General features: G+C 40.5%; 15 protein-coding genes. 9 read left to right on the forward strand and 6 right to left on the reverse strand.

Annotation, left to right across the window (positions count from 1 at the left end; all coding sequences use genetic code 11):
- The first annotated feature begins 60 nt into the window (after nucleotides 1-60).
- Both RM049_RS05135 and RM049_RS05140 read left to right on the forward strand, forming a co-directional pair.
- Nucleotides 61-1,656, forward strand: a complete 1,596-nt coding sequence (locus RM049_RS05135) for a DHA2 family efflux MFS transporter permease subunit (RefSeq protein ID WP_322703405.1) — start codon at nucleotides 61-63, stop codon at nucleotides 1,654-1,656.
- Between the two features lie 50 nt (nucleotides 1,657-1,706).
- Nucleotides 1,707-2,288 carry a Uma2 family endonuclease gene (locus RM049_RS05140; RefSeq protein WP_322703406.1) on the forward strand — a complete coding sequence of 194 codons (582 nt, stop codon included), beginning with the start codon at nucleotides 1,707-1,709 and terminating at the stop codon, nucleotides 2,286-2,288.
- Here the strand turns inward: RM049_RS05140 and RM049_RS05145 are convergent.
- From RM049_RS05145 to acs, 3 genes are all read right to left on the reverse strand, one after another.
- Nucleotides 2,285-3,043, reverse strand: coding sequence for a Uma2 family endonuclease (locus RM049_RS05145; protein WP_322703407.1), 759 nt, complete (start codon nucleotides 3,041-3,043; stop codon nucleotides 2,285-2,287). The genes RM049_RS05140 and RM049_RS05145 overlap by 4 nt on opposite strands.
- A 560-nt stretch (nucleotides 3,044-3,603) precedes the next feature.
- Nucleotides 3,604-4,284 (reverse strand): tetratricopeptide repeat protein, encoded by a 681-nt coding sequence (locus tag RM049_RS05150; protein WP_322670798.1) that lies wholly within the window; start codon nucleotides 4,282-4,284, stop codon nucleotides 3,604-3,606.
- A gap of 129 nt (nucleotides 4,285-4,413) precedes the next feature.
- On the reverse strand, nucleotides 4,414-6,387 hold the full coding sequence (gene acs, locus RM049_RS05155; protein ID WP_322703408.1) for an acetate--CoA ligase: 1,974 nt from the start codon (nucleotides 6,385-6,387) through the stop codon (nucleotides 4,414-4,416).
- Between the two features lie 542 nt (nucleotides 6,388-6,929).
- Here acs and RM049_RS05160 point away from each other — a divergent pair.
- From RM049_RS05160 to RM049_RS05170, 3 genes are all read left to right on the forward strand, one after another.
- Nucleotides 6,930-8,504, forward strand: a complete 1,575-nt coding sequence (locus tag RM049_RS05160; protein WP_322703409.1) for an adenosine deaminase — start codon at nucleotides 6,930-6,932, stop codon at nucleotides 8,502-8,504.
- A 121-nt stretch (nucleotides 8,505-8,625) separates the two neighbouring features.
- Nucleotides 8,626-8,769 carry a hypothetical protein gene (locus RM049_RS05165; RefSeq protein WP_322703410.1) on the forward strand — a complete coding sequence of 48 codons (144 nt, stop codon included), beginning with the start codon at nucleotides 8,626-8,628 and terminating at the stop codon, nucleotides 8,767-8,769.
- 93 nt (nucleotides 8,770-8,862) lie between these two features.
- A complete protein-coding gene (locus tag RM049_RS05170; RefSeq protein ID WP_322703411.1) occupies nucleotides 8,863-9,720 on the forward strand; it encodes a sulfurtransferase in 858 nt (285 codons plus the stop codon).
- Between the two features lie 40 nt (nucleotides 9,721-9,760).
- On the opposite strand, the gene RM049_RS05175 is transcribed toward RM049_RS05170, so the two are convergent.
- Nucleotides 9,761-9,952 (reverse strand): hypothetical protein, encoded by a 192-nt coding sequence (locus tag RM049_RS05175; protein WP_292860261.1) that lies wholly within the window; start codon nucleotides 9,950-9,952, stop codon nucleotides 9,761-9,763.
- Nucleotides 9,953-10,597: 645 nt separating this feature from the next.
- Nucleotides 10,598-11,245, reverse strand: coding sequence for a ribosome hibernation-promoting factor, HPF/YfiA family (gene hpf, locus RM049_RS05180; protein ID WP_322703412.1), 648 nt, complete (start codon nucleotides 11,243-11,245; stop codon nucleotides 10,598-10,600).
- A gap of 620 nt (nucleotides 11,246-11,865) precedes the next feature.
- Here hpf and lipB point away from each other — a divergent pair.
- Both lipB and RM049_RS05190 read left to right on the forward strand, forming a co-directional pair.
- Nucleotides 11,866-12,558, forward strand: a complete 693-nt coding sequence (gene lipB / locus RM049_RS05185; RefSeq protein WP_322703413.1) for a lipoyl(octanoyl) transferase LipB — start codon at nucleotides 11,866-11,868, stop codon at nucleotides 12,556-12,558.
- 265 nt (nucleotides 12,559-12,823) lie between these two features.
- The gene (locus tag RM049_RS05190; RefSeq protein ID WP_322670805.1) at nucleotides 12,824-13,024 is read left to right on the forward strand and encodes a hypothetical protein; all 201 of its coding nucleotides are present in this window, start codon (nucleotides 12,824-12,826) and stop codon (nucleotides 13,022-13,024) included.
- Nucleotides 13,025-13,081: 57 nt separating this feature from the next.
- Here the strand turns inward: RM049_RS05190 and RM049_RS05195 are convergent, their stop codons facing one another.
- Complete coding sequence (locus RM049_RS05195; RefSeq protein WP_322692691.1) at nucleotides 13,082-13,837, reverse strand: amino acid ABC transporter ATP-binding protein; 756 nt, start codon at nucleotides 13,835-13,837, stop codon at nucleotides 13,082-13,084.
- Nucleotides 13,838-13,913: 76 nt separating this feature from the next.
- On the opposite strand from RM049_RS05195, the gene RM049_RS05200 reads away from it, so the two are divergent.
- Nucleotides 13,914-15,413 (forward strand): ABC transporter permease subunit, encoded by a 1,500-nt coding sequence (locus tag RM049_RS05200; RefSeq protein WP_322703414.1) that lies wholly within the window; start codon nucleotides 13,914-13,916, stop codon nucleotides 15,411-15,413.
- Nucleotides 15,414-15,885: 472 nt separating this feature from the next.
- Nucleotides 15,886-17,409: a SulP family inorganic anion transporter gene (locus RM049_RS05205; RefSeq protein WP_322703415.1), complete on the forward strand. Its 1,524-nt coding sequence runs from the start codon at nucleotides 15,886-15,888 to the stop codon at nucleotides 17,407-17,409.
- Nucleotides 17,410-17,415 lie beyond the last annotated feature (6 nt).

Below are 17,415 nucleotides of genomic sequence, written 5' to 3' on the forward strand. Positions count from 1 at the left end.
TTGCTATAAGATTCAATAATAAAGTTTTTTGCTACTTAACCTTGAAACTGGAACAAACTTATGGCTAATACAGGTGTAATTCGTCAACAAGGGCAAAATCCTGCTTTACCACCAGAGCGTGTACCGTTAAGAATCTGGATTGGTGTATTAGCCAGTATGCTTGGTGCATTTATGGCGGTATTGGATATTCAAATAACTAATGCTTCACTGCAAGATATTCAAGCAAGTTTAGGAGCAACTCTCGAAGAAGGTTCTTGGATTTCTACCGCCTATCTCGTCGCAGAAATTGTGGTAATCCCTCTAACAGGATGGTTATCACGAGTATTTTCTCTGCAACGTTATTTATTAGTCAATACTGCACTCTTTATCTTCTTTTCTATATGCTGTGCTTGGTCGTGGGATCTTAATTCCATGATTTTCTTTCGCGCCTTGCAAGGTTTTAGCGGAGGAGTTTTAATTCCCACTGCTATGACAGTTGTCTTAACAACTTTACCCCAATCAAAACAATCAGTCGGACTGGCTGCATTTGGGTTTAGTGCAGTTTTTGCACCCTCAATTGGCCCGACATTAGGAGGTTGGTTAACCGAAAATTTTGGTTGGGAATACAACTTTTATATCAATGTAATTCCAGGAGCATTAATGCTGGCTGGTGTTTGGTACGGAATTAAGCAAGAAAAACCCCAAATTAATTTACTGAAACAAGGTGACTGGTGGGGAATTATTGCAATGGCTATTGGCTTAGGTTCCCTGCAAGTTGTTTTAGAAGAAGGTAGCCGTAAAGATTGGTTTGGTTCAGCGTTGATTGTGCGCTTAAGTGTAATTGCAGTAATTTTTTTGGCGATATTTTTCTTTATAGAATTAACTCGTAAACAACCATTTATTGATTTACGGCTTGTACTTAGGCGGAACTTTGGTTTAGCCAGTATTGTTAATGTGTCGTTGGGAGTAGGATTGTATGGTTCAATTTATATTTTACCGTTGTATCTCGCTCAAATTCAACAATACAATGCTCTGCAAATTGGTGAAGTATTAATTTGGGCCGGTATTCCTCAACTGTTTATTATTCCCTTCATACCAAAATTGATGCAACGCCTTGACGTGCGTTTCATGGTAGCTTTTGGTGTGACTTTGTTTTCCATCAGTGCATTTATGAACTCTGGAATGACTAATGAAACAGGGTTAGATCAATTACGCTGGTCGCAATTTGTGCGTGCAATGGGACAACCCCTAATTATGGTGCCGCTTAGTTCTATTGCTACTGCTGGTTTGAGTCCGAAAGAAGCAGGTTCGGCAAGTGGTTTATTTAATATGATGCGGAATCTAGGCGGTTCTATTGGAATTGCTTCTTTAGCGACTTTATTAGCAAATAGAGAGCAATTTCACTCGAATAGATTAGGTGATGGAGTATCTTTATATAACCCAGAAATTCAACAACGAATTGACCAAATGACGCAGTATTTTGTCAGTAAAGGGGCAGATTTAAGTACAGCACAAAATCAGGCGATCGCATCTATATCCAACATCGTCCGCCGGGAAGCATTTGTAATGGCTTTTAATGATTGTTTCTACTTTATCGGTATAGCATTATTACTCAGTGGGATTGCCATTTTATTCCTCAAAAAGGTGAAGCCAAGTGGCGGCGCTGTTGCTCATTAGATTTGTGTCCTATGGGTTAAAATGTTTGATAAAACTACTAAGGTACTAAAATGGTCATTAGCCAAAGTGAGTACTATATCTCCCCAGAAGAATATTTAGAAGGCGAGAAAGTAAGTGAAATCAAACACGAGTATATTGATGGGCAAGTCTACGCAATGGCAGGGGCAAGTGATGCTCATGTAACTGTAGTAGGAAACTTGTTTGTACTGCTGCGAAACCATCTCCGGGGTAGTGCTTGCCGTGTCTATATGTTAGATATGAAAGCACAAATCGAGGCTATAAATCGCTATTTTTATCCCGATGTAATGGTTACTTGCGATCCACGAGATAAAGAATTTGAATATTTTAAGTGCTATCCTTCCTTAATTATCGAAGTGCTTTCTGAATCAACCGAAGGCTATGACAGAGGGAAGAAATTTGCCAGCTACCGACACTTAGAATCACTGCAAGAATATGTGCTAATTTCACCAGATAGAATGAGTGTAGAATGCTTCCGCCGCAACGAACAAGGACAGTGGGTACTTTACCCTTATGAACAAGAGGGAGAAGTGCATTTAGCTAGCGTTGATTTTCGTTGTGCGATCGCAGAAATATATGAAGATGTAATATTAGTAGATGAGAATATTTCCTAATCTAACATTTCTGGATCAATTCCTAAAGCATTGAGTTGTTCAGCAGATAGCGATCGCAATTTCTCTACAATTCTCTCCCGCTTTTGCCGCTCATTCACAGCACGTTCCTCACCTGTTAGCAGTAAATTTCCTTGTATATCCCACCACCGCAACCAAGGTAAATCTGCATTTTGATAAAATCCTTGCCAGATTCCTAACTCTACACCCATAGGAGCAATTGGGTAATGTCCTCGTTCATTGGGTTGCATCAGTTGATAAGTATTATCGAGTAGGTGGTAAACTTCTACTTGAGCTTTTGCTACTTCATAAATTCCATAATAAGGCACTCGAATTGCCTGCTCATAAACCCAAAACTTACCAACATTTCCACCTTCACCTTGAGATGGCGGTGTGTTATCTCGTTCTTCTGAACCATCTCCAGAGACAAATTCAATCACAATCAAGGGCGCAACATACTCCTTCCACAACACATAAGAACGGCGCATTTTACCGTTAAGTGTCGGTGGTACGTTGGGTACATAAAACCAGTCTGGTGCTTCAGCCCCTTTCTCAGGAGGATCTGTTAATCGCCAGTAGATACCAGAATCTTGTCCAATACAATATTGACTGTCGGGATGAAGTTTCTCTAAAACAGGTTTAATTGAATCTGTAATTAAAATGCTTTGCGGATGCTCCTGAAGATTTTTCACAAATGTACCGTCTGAGTCTGGTAACTGAGTATGGTCAGGTAAAGTTAATGCCGATAAGGAAGTCATAGGCTTTAACGAAGGTTTGTCTGATTTTTATTGTAGATTGCTATTTTGCTATTTTTGAATAGATGTGCGACTAAGTTAGATGCCATTTATATAACAAAAGTCAATCTTTCTATATGGAAAAATCTATCTCGATTACTGCGGATATTCTCTATATCCTCACAATCATTCGCATTCGGCTTAACTATAGACAATAGAAAATGAGAACCTATTGCTCGTAAATCGTATGGTATTACATCAGTTGGTATATCAAAAATCCATCCTATGCCTGCCCATGCAGTATTTTCCGAACGTTCCCAGATTACCCTTGTGTATCTCCCATCCATGTGAAAAATCACTCTTACAGTTTCTCTGGCTAACAGAAATATTTCATTCATTACAATACAATTATTCTGTTTTGATGCTTTTGAGAGGGCGGGCTAGCCCACCCCACAATCATTACAAACCAAATGCAAAATTCCGCAGTAATAGATGCATAATACCCGATCGCATTTCTAGCAAAGCATCTTTAAAGCCGATCGCAGCAACTCTTCTTAACTTTTATCCACTGAATAATATGGTTCTCAGGAAACACTAGGCTCATCAGCAGTTTTGATCTCTTTTAAAATTCGTTCTACTTGGTTAACTTTTTCACCTCTATTCTGTTCTTTGAAAATATTTAAAGCTTTTTCTAAAGAAGATAGCGCCTCGTCTTTTTTATTTGTTTGCCACAATGCTATTGCAAAATTAGTCAGCCCTTCGCCATAATTAGGATTAATTTCCAGAGCTTTTTTATATTCAGTAATGGCTTCTTGCCAGCGACCTTGGCTTGCGTAAACAACACCGATCGCATTGTAAGCTAGAGCGTATTTTGGCTTAAGGCGAATGGCTTCTCGATAAGAACTAATTGCATCTTCTGGTTTCTTTTGCCGAAAAAGTACATTTCCCAGTTGAAAGTGTCCGAAAGCATCTTCTGGGAATTTTTTAATTAATTTGCGTAAATTTTCCTCTGCACCTGTTAAGTCTCCCTGACTAAATAAACCATTGGCTTGTTGCAGGAGTTGCGATCGCTCTGGTGTATCTGTACCTGAAGATTGGGCGATTTTTTGTGGTTGTCTCTGTGCAAACTGTTCTGGCGAATGCAAAGAAACTTGTCCAGGAACCGCTAACACTAATGGTGATATCCCCATTACACTGATAATACTCAGCATCATGCAGCCAACAGGTTGAACAAATGCTGATTTGGATTTGCACTTCACCTTCATCGCCCTGAATGCCTCAATAATGTTCTAATCTTTATGATAAATTGGCCTGCGTTAGCGCGTAATGCATCACAAGAGAGACGATAAGGGCGCATATATATATGCGCCCTTATTAAGCTAATTTGGAATTATTTACACACCTTCTCGTAACTTATCCAACACACCCCGATCTTCCAATGTCGAAGTATCTCCAGATACCTCTTGTCCGGCGGCTAGATTCCGCAGCAAGCGCCGCATAATTTTACCCGATCGCGTTTTGGGCAAAGCGTCTGTAAAGCGAATTTCTCCGGGACGTGCGATCGCACCGATTTCTTTGACAACGTGCTGCTTGAGTTCTTTACTCAGTTCTTCACTTCCCTGATAAGTGCCTTCTAAAGTCACAAAAGCCACTACTTCTTCACCCTTAAGTTCATCGGGTTTACCTACTACCGCCGCTTCTGCAACCGCTGGATGCGAAACTAAAGCTGATTCTACTTCCATTGTACCGAGTCGATGCCCTGAGACATTCAGTACATCATCCACACGACCCATTACCCAGAAGTAGCCGTCTTCATCAAGTCTTGCGCCATCACCAGCAAAGTAAGTATAGTTCCCATCTTTGGGTGGAATGTGTTCCCAATAGGTGCGGCGGAAGCGTTCTGGATCGCCGTAAACTGTCCGCATCATTCCTGGCCAGGGATGTCGCACCGCCAAATAACCACCTTCCTTATTGGGTACGGTGTTTCCTTCTAAATCCACGATATCTGCAATAATTCCAGGGAAGGGGAGGGTTGCTGAACCGGGTTTAGTGGGAATTGCTCCTGGTAGCGGTGTAATCATGATACCGCCGGTTTCCGTTTGCCACCAAGTATCAACTATTGGACAACGTTCTCCACCAATAACTTTGTGATACCACATCCAAGCTTCGGGGTTAATCGGTTCGCCGACGGTTCCCAGCAAACGCAACGAAGACAAGTTTCGCGCATTCGGATGTTGTTCGCCCATCTTAATAAATGCCCGAATTGCTGTAGGTGCTGTATAAAAAATATTCACGCCGTATTTTTCAATTACATCCCAGAAACAGCCAGGATTAGAAGTCCGGGGCGCACCTTCATACATTATCGTGGTTGCACCGTTGGAAAGCGGGCCGTAAACAATGTAGCTATGTCCCGTAATCCAACCGACATCTGCGGTACACCAGTATACATCTGTGTCTTGCAGGTCAAAGATCCACTTGGTGGTGATATGGGTATACAGATTATAACCAGCAGTTGTATGCACTACACCCTTCGGTTTGCCGGTGCTGCCAGAAGTGTAGAGGACAAACAGCATATCTTCACTGTCCATCGGTTCGGCGGGACAATCTGCTGATACACCTTTTTGCAAATCATGCCACCAATGGTCGCGTCCACCCAACTGCATATAAGTTTCTTGTCCGGTGCGCTTGACAACGAGGACATTTTCTACACTGGGAACAGCACCATCAGCCAAGGCTTTATCTACCTGTGCCTTGAGAGGAACGATCGCATCTTTGCGCCAACCACCATCAGCCGTAATTACCAGTTTAGCTTGAGCATCAATTAAGCGATCGCGCAAAGCTTCGGCACTAAAACCACCAAATACTACGCTGTGGGGTGCGCCGATTCTGGCACAAGCTAACATGGCGATCGCAGCTTCGGGAATCATTGGCATATAAATACCAACGCGATCGCCTTTTTGTACGCCCAGTTGCTTCAACACATTGGCAAACTGGCAAACTTCTCGGTGCAGTTGGGCGTAGGTAAGGGTACGGGAATCACCTGGTTCTCCTTCCCAAATCAATGCGGCTTTATTTTTGCGCCAGGTAGTGAGATGTCTGTCAAGGCAGTTGTAAGAAATATTCATCTTACCGCCAACGAACCACTTAGCAAAAGGTGGTTGCCAATCTAATACTGTGTCCCATTTTTGGAACCATTCTAATTCTTTTCCAGCCAAATCTGCCCAAAATTGCTGCGGATCGGCTTTGGCTTGGTCGTAGAAACGCTGATAGTCATCCAGACTTTTGATATGGGCGTTATGCGAGAATTCTGAACTAGGATGAAAAAGGCGGTTTTCTTGTAGGATTGATTCTATAGTTGGTTGAGACATGATTACATTTACGAGCGGTATTGTTACTGAAAACTATTTTTAGCTTAGTTGTGCTAGACGCTGTTTAGATTTTCGTTAAGCTAGATAAAAATTGCTGAGTTATTTAGTTTACATTCATTTTCATCTAGAACTTATCAGTTAATACCATTATTAAGTCTGAATGAATCTCCAGATGCAATAGAGTTATTAAAGAATGCATCCCAGTTTTTATTTAGCACTGAGAGAATAACTATCATTGCGTACTCCTACAGAGAAGCAAGCTACGCGCAGCCTCTTGTAGAGAGTAGGAACTACGAACGTAAGTGCGTGTCGCAGACAAGCAATCGCATGGACTAGTTCTTAGTTGGAGATTTTGCGGCGGATTGTGCTGGCAATACTAATGTTAAAAAATGATAAGTTCAGATTGAACTAAATAAAATTAATTAATACGTATCTATCTTAGGTTATAGTTTATTTGGCTTATAAAGATTGATAGTTGATGGTTTTAAACAGCATGATAACTACACTCATACTGGCCATGTTTTACAAAAAAACAAATCTATATGCATAGACGAGCGCCCTTATATTATTTGTTTTTAGGAGTATTAACAAGTTCTAGCTGTTTTATCTTCAGTGTAGCAGCCCAAGTCCCATCTAATTCGCAGCAATCCTCGACTCGGAGTGAAGCTCAAGCTGCTAGTTGGTTTGAAGCCCATCGCGCACAGTCAGGCGCTTTACGAGCATTTGTACAGCGAATGCCGAAGGGAGGAGATATCCACAGTCATCTCAGCGGGGCTGTGTACGCAGAACACTATCTGGAGTGGGCTGCTACCGATGGGTATTGTGTGAATTCAAAGATAGGAACTTTAGTTGAGCCTAAAGCTTGCGGTCAGGACAGTAGCTATTTTCCAGCTTCAGAATTGTTAAACCGAACATCTATTTATGATTCCCTAATAAATCGTTGGTCTACTCGCAACCTCCAATTTGCTGGTAAATCAGGACACGACCAATTTTTTGAAGCTTTTAGTGGTTTTGGGACAATATCAGACTCTATGAGCCGTCGGGATGATATGGTCGCGTCAGTAGCAAATCGAGCAGCTTCGCAGCATATTAATTATCTAGAGTTAATGCTTACTTTTCAGGGCAGTGAGGTTCGACAGCTAGGGCGTGAAGTTGGTTGGAATAAAGATTTGCAAGAGATGCACCGTCAATTGCTCAAACGAGGATTAACCAAGCTAGTGACACTGGGTAGCCAGGAATTTGCACAGTTGGAGGGCGAAGTCTCGAAAACACTCGGTTGCGGCACTCCATCAGCACAGCCTGGATGTGCAGTGACGGTGCGCTATTTGCAGCAAACGACAAGAACAAAGTCGCCTGTTGAAGTGTTTGCTCAGTTAGCTTATGCCTTTGCACTAGCTTCATCAGATTCGCGGGTAGTTGGCATCAATCTTGTCGCCCCAGAAGACAACCCGATTGCACTGCGCGACTATACCCTGCAAATGCAAATGCTGCAATTTTTCAAACGTCAATATCCCGATGTTAAGGTCGCGCTCCATGCAGGAGAGTTAACTTTCGGTTTGGTTCCGACAGAGGATTTACGTTTTCATATTCGGCAAGCTGTAGAAGTGGCACAGGCATCTCGCATCGGACATGGCGTGGATATTCTTTTTGAGGAGCGTCCCTTCGAGTTGATGGAGCAAATGCGGCGACTCGGCGTATTGGTCGAAATCTGCCTGACCAGTAATGAAGTCATTTTGAATGTCCAGGGAGATGAACATCCTTTTAGGGAGTATTGGAAGGCTGGAGTACCAATGACCCTTGCTTCAGATGATGAAGGCATTTCCCGGATTGATTTGAGTCATGAATATCTGTTAGCGGCAACGAGATATGGACTGGGATATAAAGACCTCAAGCGACTGGCTCGCAATAGCTTAGAATATAGTTTCGCTCCGGGAAATAGTCTCTGGAAGTCGCCTGAGTTTAAGGCAATGGTTCCAGCTTGTGCAAGCGATACCCCTGGTGAAACCTCTGTTTCTCAAGGGTGCAGTGCTTTTTTGCAGAAGAACGATCGCGCGCGGATTCAATGGCAGCTAGAGTCGGAATTTGCTCGGTTTGAGCCATTGCAGAACTGGCTTTGAGTGATTTTCACGAAAAATGTAAAGCGACAAATTAGAAGTCAAGTTTTTCATACCTGCAAGCTTTACTGGAAACAATACCTTTGCCAAAATTTTTCTTGGTACAAATGAAGCTGAGTTTGCAATGTTAGTTAGCGATCGCTACCAATGTCAAGGTTTAAAAACTGAAGTACTTAGAAGGTTGCTGCAAGTAGGGCGTGATGAACATTTAACGCTAATTAGTGCCGACATTCTGACTGAAAATTCTGCAATGCAAGTTCTCTTGTAACATTCAACATTTATTCTTCTGTAATTTGCACTCCAAAATGCAAATCTACCAAGGGCGATAATGCCTAATGGTACATAACAGAAGCATGAAAGCGTGAATAAAAAACTCCTCATTTCTCCTCAAGAAGTCACGTCACTGTTAGCAGAAAAATCATCACAGACTGTGATTATCGATACGCGAAGTCAAGAAGATTATGATATTTCTCATATTTATCAAGCCATAAATATTAGAGATTTTTTCACCTATCTTTTAGAGAATTCCTCCCCAGCAGGATTGAAGGAATTGCAAGAGTATTTTGCAGAAATCATGAGCAAGGTAGGAATATCTGGTACAGAACATTTAATTGTGTATGAAGATGCTTTAAATAAAGGTTATGGTCAATCTTGTCGAGCAGCTTTCTTACTGAAATATTTGGGTTGCGCTCAGGTATCTATTTTACATGGAGGATATAAAGCATGGCTCAAGGCAGGATTACCTACTACCGATGAAGTACCGAAGCGTGAAAGCAGCATATTTAGATTGCATCCCAATGCTGACATCATGGTGACTACCACAGAGATGTTGCAAGCAATTGAGAATCCAGCAATTATTAAATTAGATGTGCGCGATCGCAATGAATGGCTTGGGTTGAGTTCTTCTCCTTACCATCCTGATTTTTGTCCCCGCAAAGGTAGAATCCCTAACTCTGTATGGTTAGAATGGCATCATCTGATGAATTCTGAATCAGAAATCCCTACGTTCCGATCGCCAGATGAAATCCGAGAAATTTGTCAGTCAGTAGGTATTACTTCAAAGTCAATTGTGTACATTTACTGCTTTAAGGGTTCAAGGGCTGCGAATACATTAATAGCCCTTGAAGAGGCAGGAATTTCTGCTAGAAATTATTTTGGCTCTTGGAATGAATGGTCTCGTGATTTTTCGCTCCCAATTGATAGCAGAGTCATACAATAAGGGTATAAACTTGACTTCTGAATTTTGAATTATTCTTCAATCAGACATCAACATTTATCTGTTCTATTTGTCTCGCGGCTTTATCCCAAAGCTTTGCTGAAGTCTCATCTTGCCAATGAGTTCTCAGATTTTCCGCTTTTTTGTGACATATTCGTTCTAACATTTCTAATATTGCGGATAATGTCAGTTGATTAATTAATGATTCTAAAATCTCCATATATTCTTTTTGCATGATATTTACCTCCTTAATGTCATTCAATATATGCCAACAAAACCCACTTGCTCTTAACCTTTTCATTAAGATTTGTTGCAAAAGCTAGTAATATTCTGTCAGCTTATATATGCAGTTTAACCTATTCTGAATACTCAATTTGGAAAATTTATTTTTAATAGATGAAAAAACTGTTTAATTGAAATATTTGCTCACAACTTCCTCAAATTTTGTATCTAACTTAAAAATAGGGTTGGATAAATAAAAAGTATGAGTTGTCATATGATGGGCTATATTCTACCGGAGGCGGAGCTTCTTTGGCTTTGCTCCTGACTCCTGAATTATGTTCGATAAAAAATTCCTTCGGTACTATGGATGCAAAGTGAAGCAGATGTGGCTATGTTTTGCGCAGTACAACACAAAAGTCTGATGTCTACTTCCAAACTAGAGAAACTGTCAATCTTTACTATCTAGCTTGTGCAGACATCATCTAGAAAGTTATGGATAAGTTTGCTATTTTAAAGTGAAAATCTTTTCTAAATATCTGAAAACTTGGCAAAACTTTGCGAAATGATGAAATGGACATTGGAAAAGGCAGAGGTAGAGAGGGGAAAGACCTACTGCAATTTCTCCCCTGCTCACCTCATCTCCACTATTTCCTAGTGCCTATTTACTAGAATGCGACTTTTCCGGCATGACTATATTAGTATGGCTTGCCTTGCCATTTTTGCCATTAGTATTCCCGTTACCATTGCGGGGATGGATGACACCATAACCGCCGTGGTTACGTTCGTAAATTACATTAATCTCTCCAGTTTCAGAATTATGGAACATATAAAAGTCGTGTCCCACGAGTTGCAGTTGTTCTAGAGCTTCTGTAACAGTCATCGGCGGCATAGAAAAATATTTGGTGCGGACGACTTCGTTGGGCAATTCGGCGGTGCGATCGCCAATTAAATCTGTTACTATCGACTCTGGAATAATTACTTCTGTTGGTTGAGCATGAGTTTTGTGGTCTTGACGCCGTTCTTTATATTTCCGCAGTTGACGCGCAATTTTATCTGCAACTAAGTCAATGCTGGCATATAGGCTCTCGCTGCTTTCCTCGGCACGAATAACGCTACCATTAGCATAAATAGTTACTTCAGCCGCTTGTCTTGGATTAATTCGGGGATTCCGGGCGACGCTAAGATGCACATCTACTTCATTTGTAATGCTTTGAAAGTGACTAACTGCTTTTTCAATTTTTTGATGTACATACTCACGAATCGCATCGGTGATTTCAATATTTTTGCCGTGGATGACAAGCTTCATGTAATACTCTCCCGCTGAATATTTTAGATGTGTGAATTTGCTTTGTATGAAAAGAAATTGCGGTAAGGTTTATTACTCCCGCCAAAACAAATTGTGAACTATATTGTATCTACTGCTGTTAAGCTATCTCTCAGGTTGCTGCATCTAAGGAATTGTCAAGTATACCCTTGATTTACCTCCTCATCTCTGCGCTGATGTCTTATTGTATATCCAATTAGCACTCAAGAGTTGAGAAAATCTAATTGTAGCTCCTATGACTACCTTTTCCTTTAAAGGAATGCTTACAGAACTGTTGATATTTGCTCCTTCTGTGTTGGATTGAGGTTTGCTTGCTGTTGTTCAAGAGTACAAGGTTCTGTGGAAGTTTGATTCTGTTTGAAATGCAAACAATGATATTAAAGTCATCAGCCAGTACATTCTTCCTTATTGTCTTGGCATAATGCTTATTGCAGAGAATTCCTCCTAAAACCTATTGAGGTTAATATTCAAGCTAGCACTTTGTTTTTTCTAATGCATCTTCCCTTGACTTTCCTTTAAAATCCTTTGCAAAGCTTGACAATTTTTGATTCTCATTAGGTAACTTGAAATATATTTAGTTCTTTATACGGTTGAATTTTGGGATGATCCATAGTATTAGATCGCAAAAAAACATTTGTTTGCTGTATAATCAAGGATTAATGCCTTACTTAGAAGCTCATGGATGGCAGCGATCGCTTCTAAGCGATCGCATTCATGACCCAAGTCTAGATGACGTGTTAATTTTGCTAGAACATCCACCTGTCTACACTCTGGGACAAGGAAGCAACTCAGACTTTCTCAAATTTGATATTGACAAAGGTGAATACGATGTGCATCGAGTTGAACGAGGCGGTGAGGTTACTTACCATTGTCCCGGTCAACTCGTGGGCTATCCAATTTTAAATCTGCAACGTTATCGGAAAGACCTCCATTGGTACTTACGGCAACTCGAAGAAGTAATAATTCGCGTATTGGCAATTTATGGATTGCAAGGAGAAAGAATTCCGGCTTTTACTGGCGTTTGGTTGCAAGGGCGAAAAGTCGCGGCTATTGGTATTAAAGTCAGCCGTTGGATTACTATGCACGGCTTTGCGTTAAATGTTTGTCCAGACATGACAGGCTTTGAGCGCATTGTACCCTGCGGTATTTCTGACAAACCTGTAGGCAGTTTAGCCGAATGGATTCCAGGTATCACCTGCCAAGAGGTGCGTTTTTACATAGCACAATCTTTTGCAGAAGTCTTTGGCGTGGAATTAGTAGAATCTCAGCCTCAAGGGTTTTTCCTATCTGAGTAAATTCCGCTTGTAATATGTAATAAATACTATAGCAGTCCTATTTAAATTGTGAGACACTTATAAGAGTAGTCCATATTTAATAGTATCAAAATAACTATTTAATAGTCATTTCAAAAATGAATGCGATCGATACAAATCTAAAAAGCCAGATTAAATCAGACTTTTTGTATTTTGAACTGGTATAACTGCGGTTTTCAAAGCTAGAATCTGATTATTTCTAAATTTTTATACTAACTTTTTACGGCACTCAAGCACAACTTTGCGCGTGAATTACTCAAATAATCTCCAGCTATATGCCCCATCGATAACATCTCTCAGAGAACGTGATTGGACAGCTTTGATAGAACTATTTGATAGAGACGACGGTGATGAAATTGAAGCCGACATTAGCGGTAGTTTATTTTGGTTAATACCTGAACCTTGTTGGGAAGACGATCCCTTTGATTTTTTGCGTGAGTACCTTTAAGTAGTGATGAGTTCAAAAGAAGCCTTTAATTTATAACTCCTAACTCCTAACTCCTAACTATCTAACGTTGAGGCGACTTAGGAAAATACGTAGGCGATCGCTTTGGGGATTGGTCAGCACTTCATAAGCTGGGCCTTGTTCTGTGACAATACCTTTGTCTAAAAATATAACTTGATGGGCTACTTCTTTTGCAAATTGCATTTCATGGGTGACAACCACCATTGTCATGCCTTCTGTGGCTAATTGTTGCATCACTTGCAGAACTTCACCGACGAGTTCGGGATCTAGGGCGCTGGTGGGTTCGTCAAATAGCATGATTTGGGGATTCATACATAAACTACGAGCGATCGCTACTCGTTGCTTTTCTCCGCCAGAAAGTTGTTCGGGATAAGCAGAGGCTTTGTCAGATAAACCAACTTTTTCTAAATATAATCTCGCTAGTTGGGCACTTTCTTTTGGTGTTTTACCCAAGACTTTACGCGGTGCGAGTGTCATATTTTCTAAGACGCTGAGATGGGGAAACAAGTTGAACTGTTGAAAAACCATGCCTACTTGTGTTCGTAGTTGCCGCAGTTGGCTATAGTTGACAGTGGGCCGGGATAAGTTAATTCCGTTAATGATTAAACGCCCTTTATCAATGGTTTCTAGGCGGTTGAAGCAACGAAGTAGGGTACTTTTACCACAGCCGGAGGAACCAATAACTGCAACAACTTCTCCTCGGTTGATTTCGCCAGTAATTCCTTTGAGGACTTTTAGGGAACCAAAGTTTTTTTCGATATTCTCAAAAATAATCGCAGGGATGGTATTATCCATTACTTGTGTCAAGCTGCTCTACAGTTGATTGTAATATTTTAAGAAACCGCAAAGGCACAGAAGGAGAGAAAATAATATGGCTAAAGTTGGTTTTATGCGTTGGCTGTATTTATGTGTCTTCGTAGGTTTTAGTTGTTTGTTACTGATTAGCTGTGCTGTGAACTCTAACGCGGGGAAAACTTTGCGGGTTGCTACAGAACCGGCGTTTCCACCTTTTGAGTTTCAAGGAAAAGGTGGCGAGTTGCAGGGATTTTCCATTGATTTGATGAATGCAATCGCTTCTTCTGCTAACTTGAAAGTGAATTTTCAAAGTCTGCCTTTTGATGGGATTATCCCCGCTTTACAAGCTAAAACGGTAGATGCGGCTATTAGTTCGATTACGATCACTGAGGAGAGGGCAAAAACGGTTTCTTTTTCCCGTCCTTATTTTAAGGCTGGGTTAGCGATCGCAATTCGCGCAGATAATCAAAATATTACTGGTTTTGACAGTCTCAAAAATAAAAAAATTGCAGTACAAATTGGCACAACCGGGGCTGCAAAGGCTAAAAGTATTCCTGGGGTACAAATTCGCAGTTTTGATTCTGCACCCTTAGCTTTGCAAGAATTGCTTAACAGTAATGTAGATGCGGTAATTAATGATGCACCTGTGACTTTATATGCAATTAATACAGGCAATCTTCAGGGAATTAAAGTAGTACAGAAATTGCTGACGGAAGAGTTTTATGGAATTGCTACAGCTAAAAACTCGCCAAATTTGACATTGATAAATGATGGCTTGGATAGAGTGCTGAAAAATGGCACTTATTCTCAAATTTACCAGAAATGGTTTAAAGTTGAACCACCATCACTACCAGCTAAATCACCATTTGAGAATCAAACTAACGCTGGCGCATCTAAAATATTAACTTCAATTAGGGTGATATTGCAGGCTTTTCCAAGTCTATTGCAGGGTGCATTGGTAACGTTGCAATTAACAATACTTTCGGTAGTATTTGGTTTAATTGGCGGTTGCTTAATTGGTATTGTTCGCCTTTCTCATATTGCACCTGTGCGTTGGTTGGCGAGGGCGTATGTAGATTTTTTTCGAGGAACGCCTTTGCTGGTGCAAATTTTTATGATTTACTTTGGTTTACCAGCAATTTTACAAGAACTTGGTTGGACATTTTCTTTCGATCGTCTAACTGCTGGGGTAATTGCCTTAAGTTTGAATAGCGCTGCATACATTGCCGAAGTTGTTCGTGCTGGAATTCAATCAATTGAACCAGGACAAGCAGAAGCAGCAAAATCATTAGGTTTGAGTTCTGTGCAAACTATGAGTTATGTAATTTTTCCCCAAGCTTTCCGGCGGATGATTCCACCTTTGGGCAATGAGTTTATCAGTTTATTGAAAGATACTAGCTTAGTTTCTGTGATTGGGTTTGAAGAATTACTACGTAAAGGACAGCTAATTGTTGCTGATAACTATCGCGCTTTTGAAATTTACGCAGGTGTAGCAGTGGTTTATTTGTGTTTGACGCTACTTTCTTCCCAAGCATTTAGCCGATTAGAAGCTTGGATGAATCCCATCAAGCGCTAAGAGACTTTCAAAAATAATTTCTCAAAATCCAGAGAATGATAATCAATATACTTGTAAAGCTGATTTTTGGGATAGGTAGCAGTTGGGGTTAAAATCCTTAAGAGAAAATCAAACTTAATAAAATGTGTTCTAATATACCTTTTTTTCAGGTAATTCTAATCCATTGTTTAATTTAACTTAATACTTTGCTACAAATCCAATAAAAAAGTTATGTAACATCAATCAGATAACAGTATTGTTATCATGGACTTGTAATCATTAAGAAATGTAAATAGTAACTATAACCGTAAGTCAATTTAACTTAATGATTTTGTGCTTGCTATTTCAGGGCTGAGTATGCCAGTACAATTTTGTTGCAATTAAAACTCAGTGAATAGGTTTGAACTATTCAATGCAAGTCTAGTTTCGGCTGCATTGTAACAGTTCACCTTGGCAGCCAAAAATTAAAAACTTTTCATTAGAGGAGAAGCAAATGAGAAATTTGAAAGCAATCATAGACAAATCCTCATTGACTAGTGAAGTACCGGCATCATTTGTGGTGTTTCTTGTCGCCCTTCCTCTTTGCATGGGTATTGCGATCGCTTCGGGACTTCCGCCATCTCGCGGCATAGTTACAGGAATAGTAGGCGGAATTATTGTTGGTGCGGTTTCCGGTTCTCCACTGCTAGTTAGTGGCCCGGCTGCTGGACTGGCGGTGGTTGTTGCAGAAGTAGTTCAACAATATGGCATTGAAATGGTTGGGCCAATTCTGCTGCTAGCGGGTTTAATCCAATTACTCGCAGGTATATTTAAACTTGGTCAGTTGTTTCGCGCCATGTCACCGGCTGTCATCTATGGAATGCTTGCAGGTATTGGGATATTAATCTTCGCTTCCCAATTTCATGTGATGCTAGACGACCAACCGCGGATACACGGCATTGAGAATTTAATTTCGATTCCCAACACGATTTACAAAGCTTTCTTTTCTATTGATGGTAGCGTTCATCACCTTGCAGCACTCATAGGTGTAACAACTATTATCAGTCTTCTGCTGTGGGAAAAATTTAAACCCAATAGTTTAAAGTTGATACCTGGCGCGCTTGTCGGCGTTGTCATTGCTACCGTCATCGCTACAGTGTATCGATTACCGATTCAGTATGTTGATGTACCTGCAAATCTAGCACAAGCAATTCAATTACCAACATTTGCTAGCTTACCACGCTTAATTCAGGCACCAGTTTTGCTAGATGCGATCGCGATCGCATTTATTGCTAGTACAGAAAGTTTACTTTCAGCCGTAGCAGTAGATCGATTGCATACCGGGACAAGAACCGATTTCGATCGCGAATTAACAGCCCAAGGAATTGGCAACGTTATATGTGGGTTCTTGGGTGCTTTGCCGATGACAGGAGTGATAGCCCGCAGTTCTGTAAACGTAGAAGCTGGTGCTAAAACTAGATTATCGACGATGCTTCACGGTTTATGGCTGTTAATTTTAGTAATTGCAGCCCCAACCTTGCTCAAAATAATTCCCATTTCTAGTCTGGCAGCAATTCTAGTTGTTACTGGTTACAAACTAATCGAAGTAGAACATATTCGCCAGTTAAAAAAGTATGGACGTTTTCCTCTGGTAATATTTGCTGCCACTTTAATCGGGATTGTTGTTACTGACCTAATCACAGGTGTTTTAATTGGTATTTTGTTGACAGGAGTTTTACTAATTCACAAAATGTCTGTACTGAATATCCAAGTTATTAAACACGAAGATAATCAGCGAATAGACATTTATTTACAAGGTGCGGCAACATTTGTGAGGCTACCAAAATTGGCGAACATTTTAGAACTTGTGCCTCCAGGAAGTGAATTGCATGTTTATATGCAAGACTTGGCTTATATAGATCACTCTTGTCTAGACTTACTATCGGTGTGGGGAAAACAACAGGAAAAAATGGGAAGCACTTTAACTATGCAATGGGATCGTCTGATAGATCGTAATCGCAAACCATTTACTTTGTAGTAGTCA

Source organism: Nostoc sp. DedQUE04 (assembly GCF_034530995.1).
GTDB lineage: Bacteria > Cyanobacteriota > Cyanobacteriia > Cyanobacteriales > Nostocaceae > Nostoc.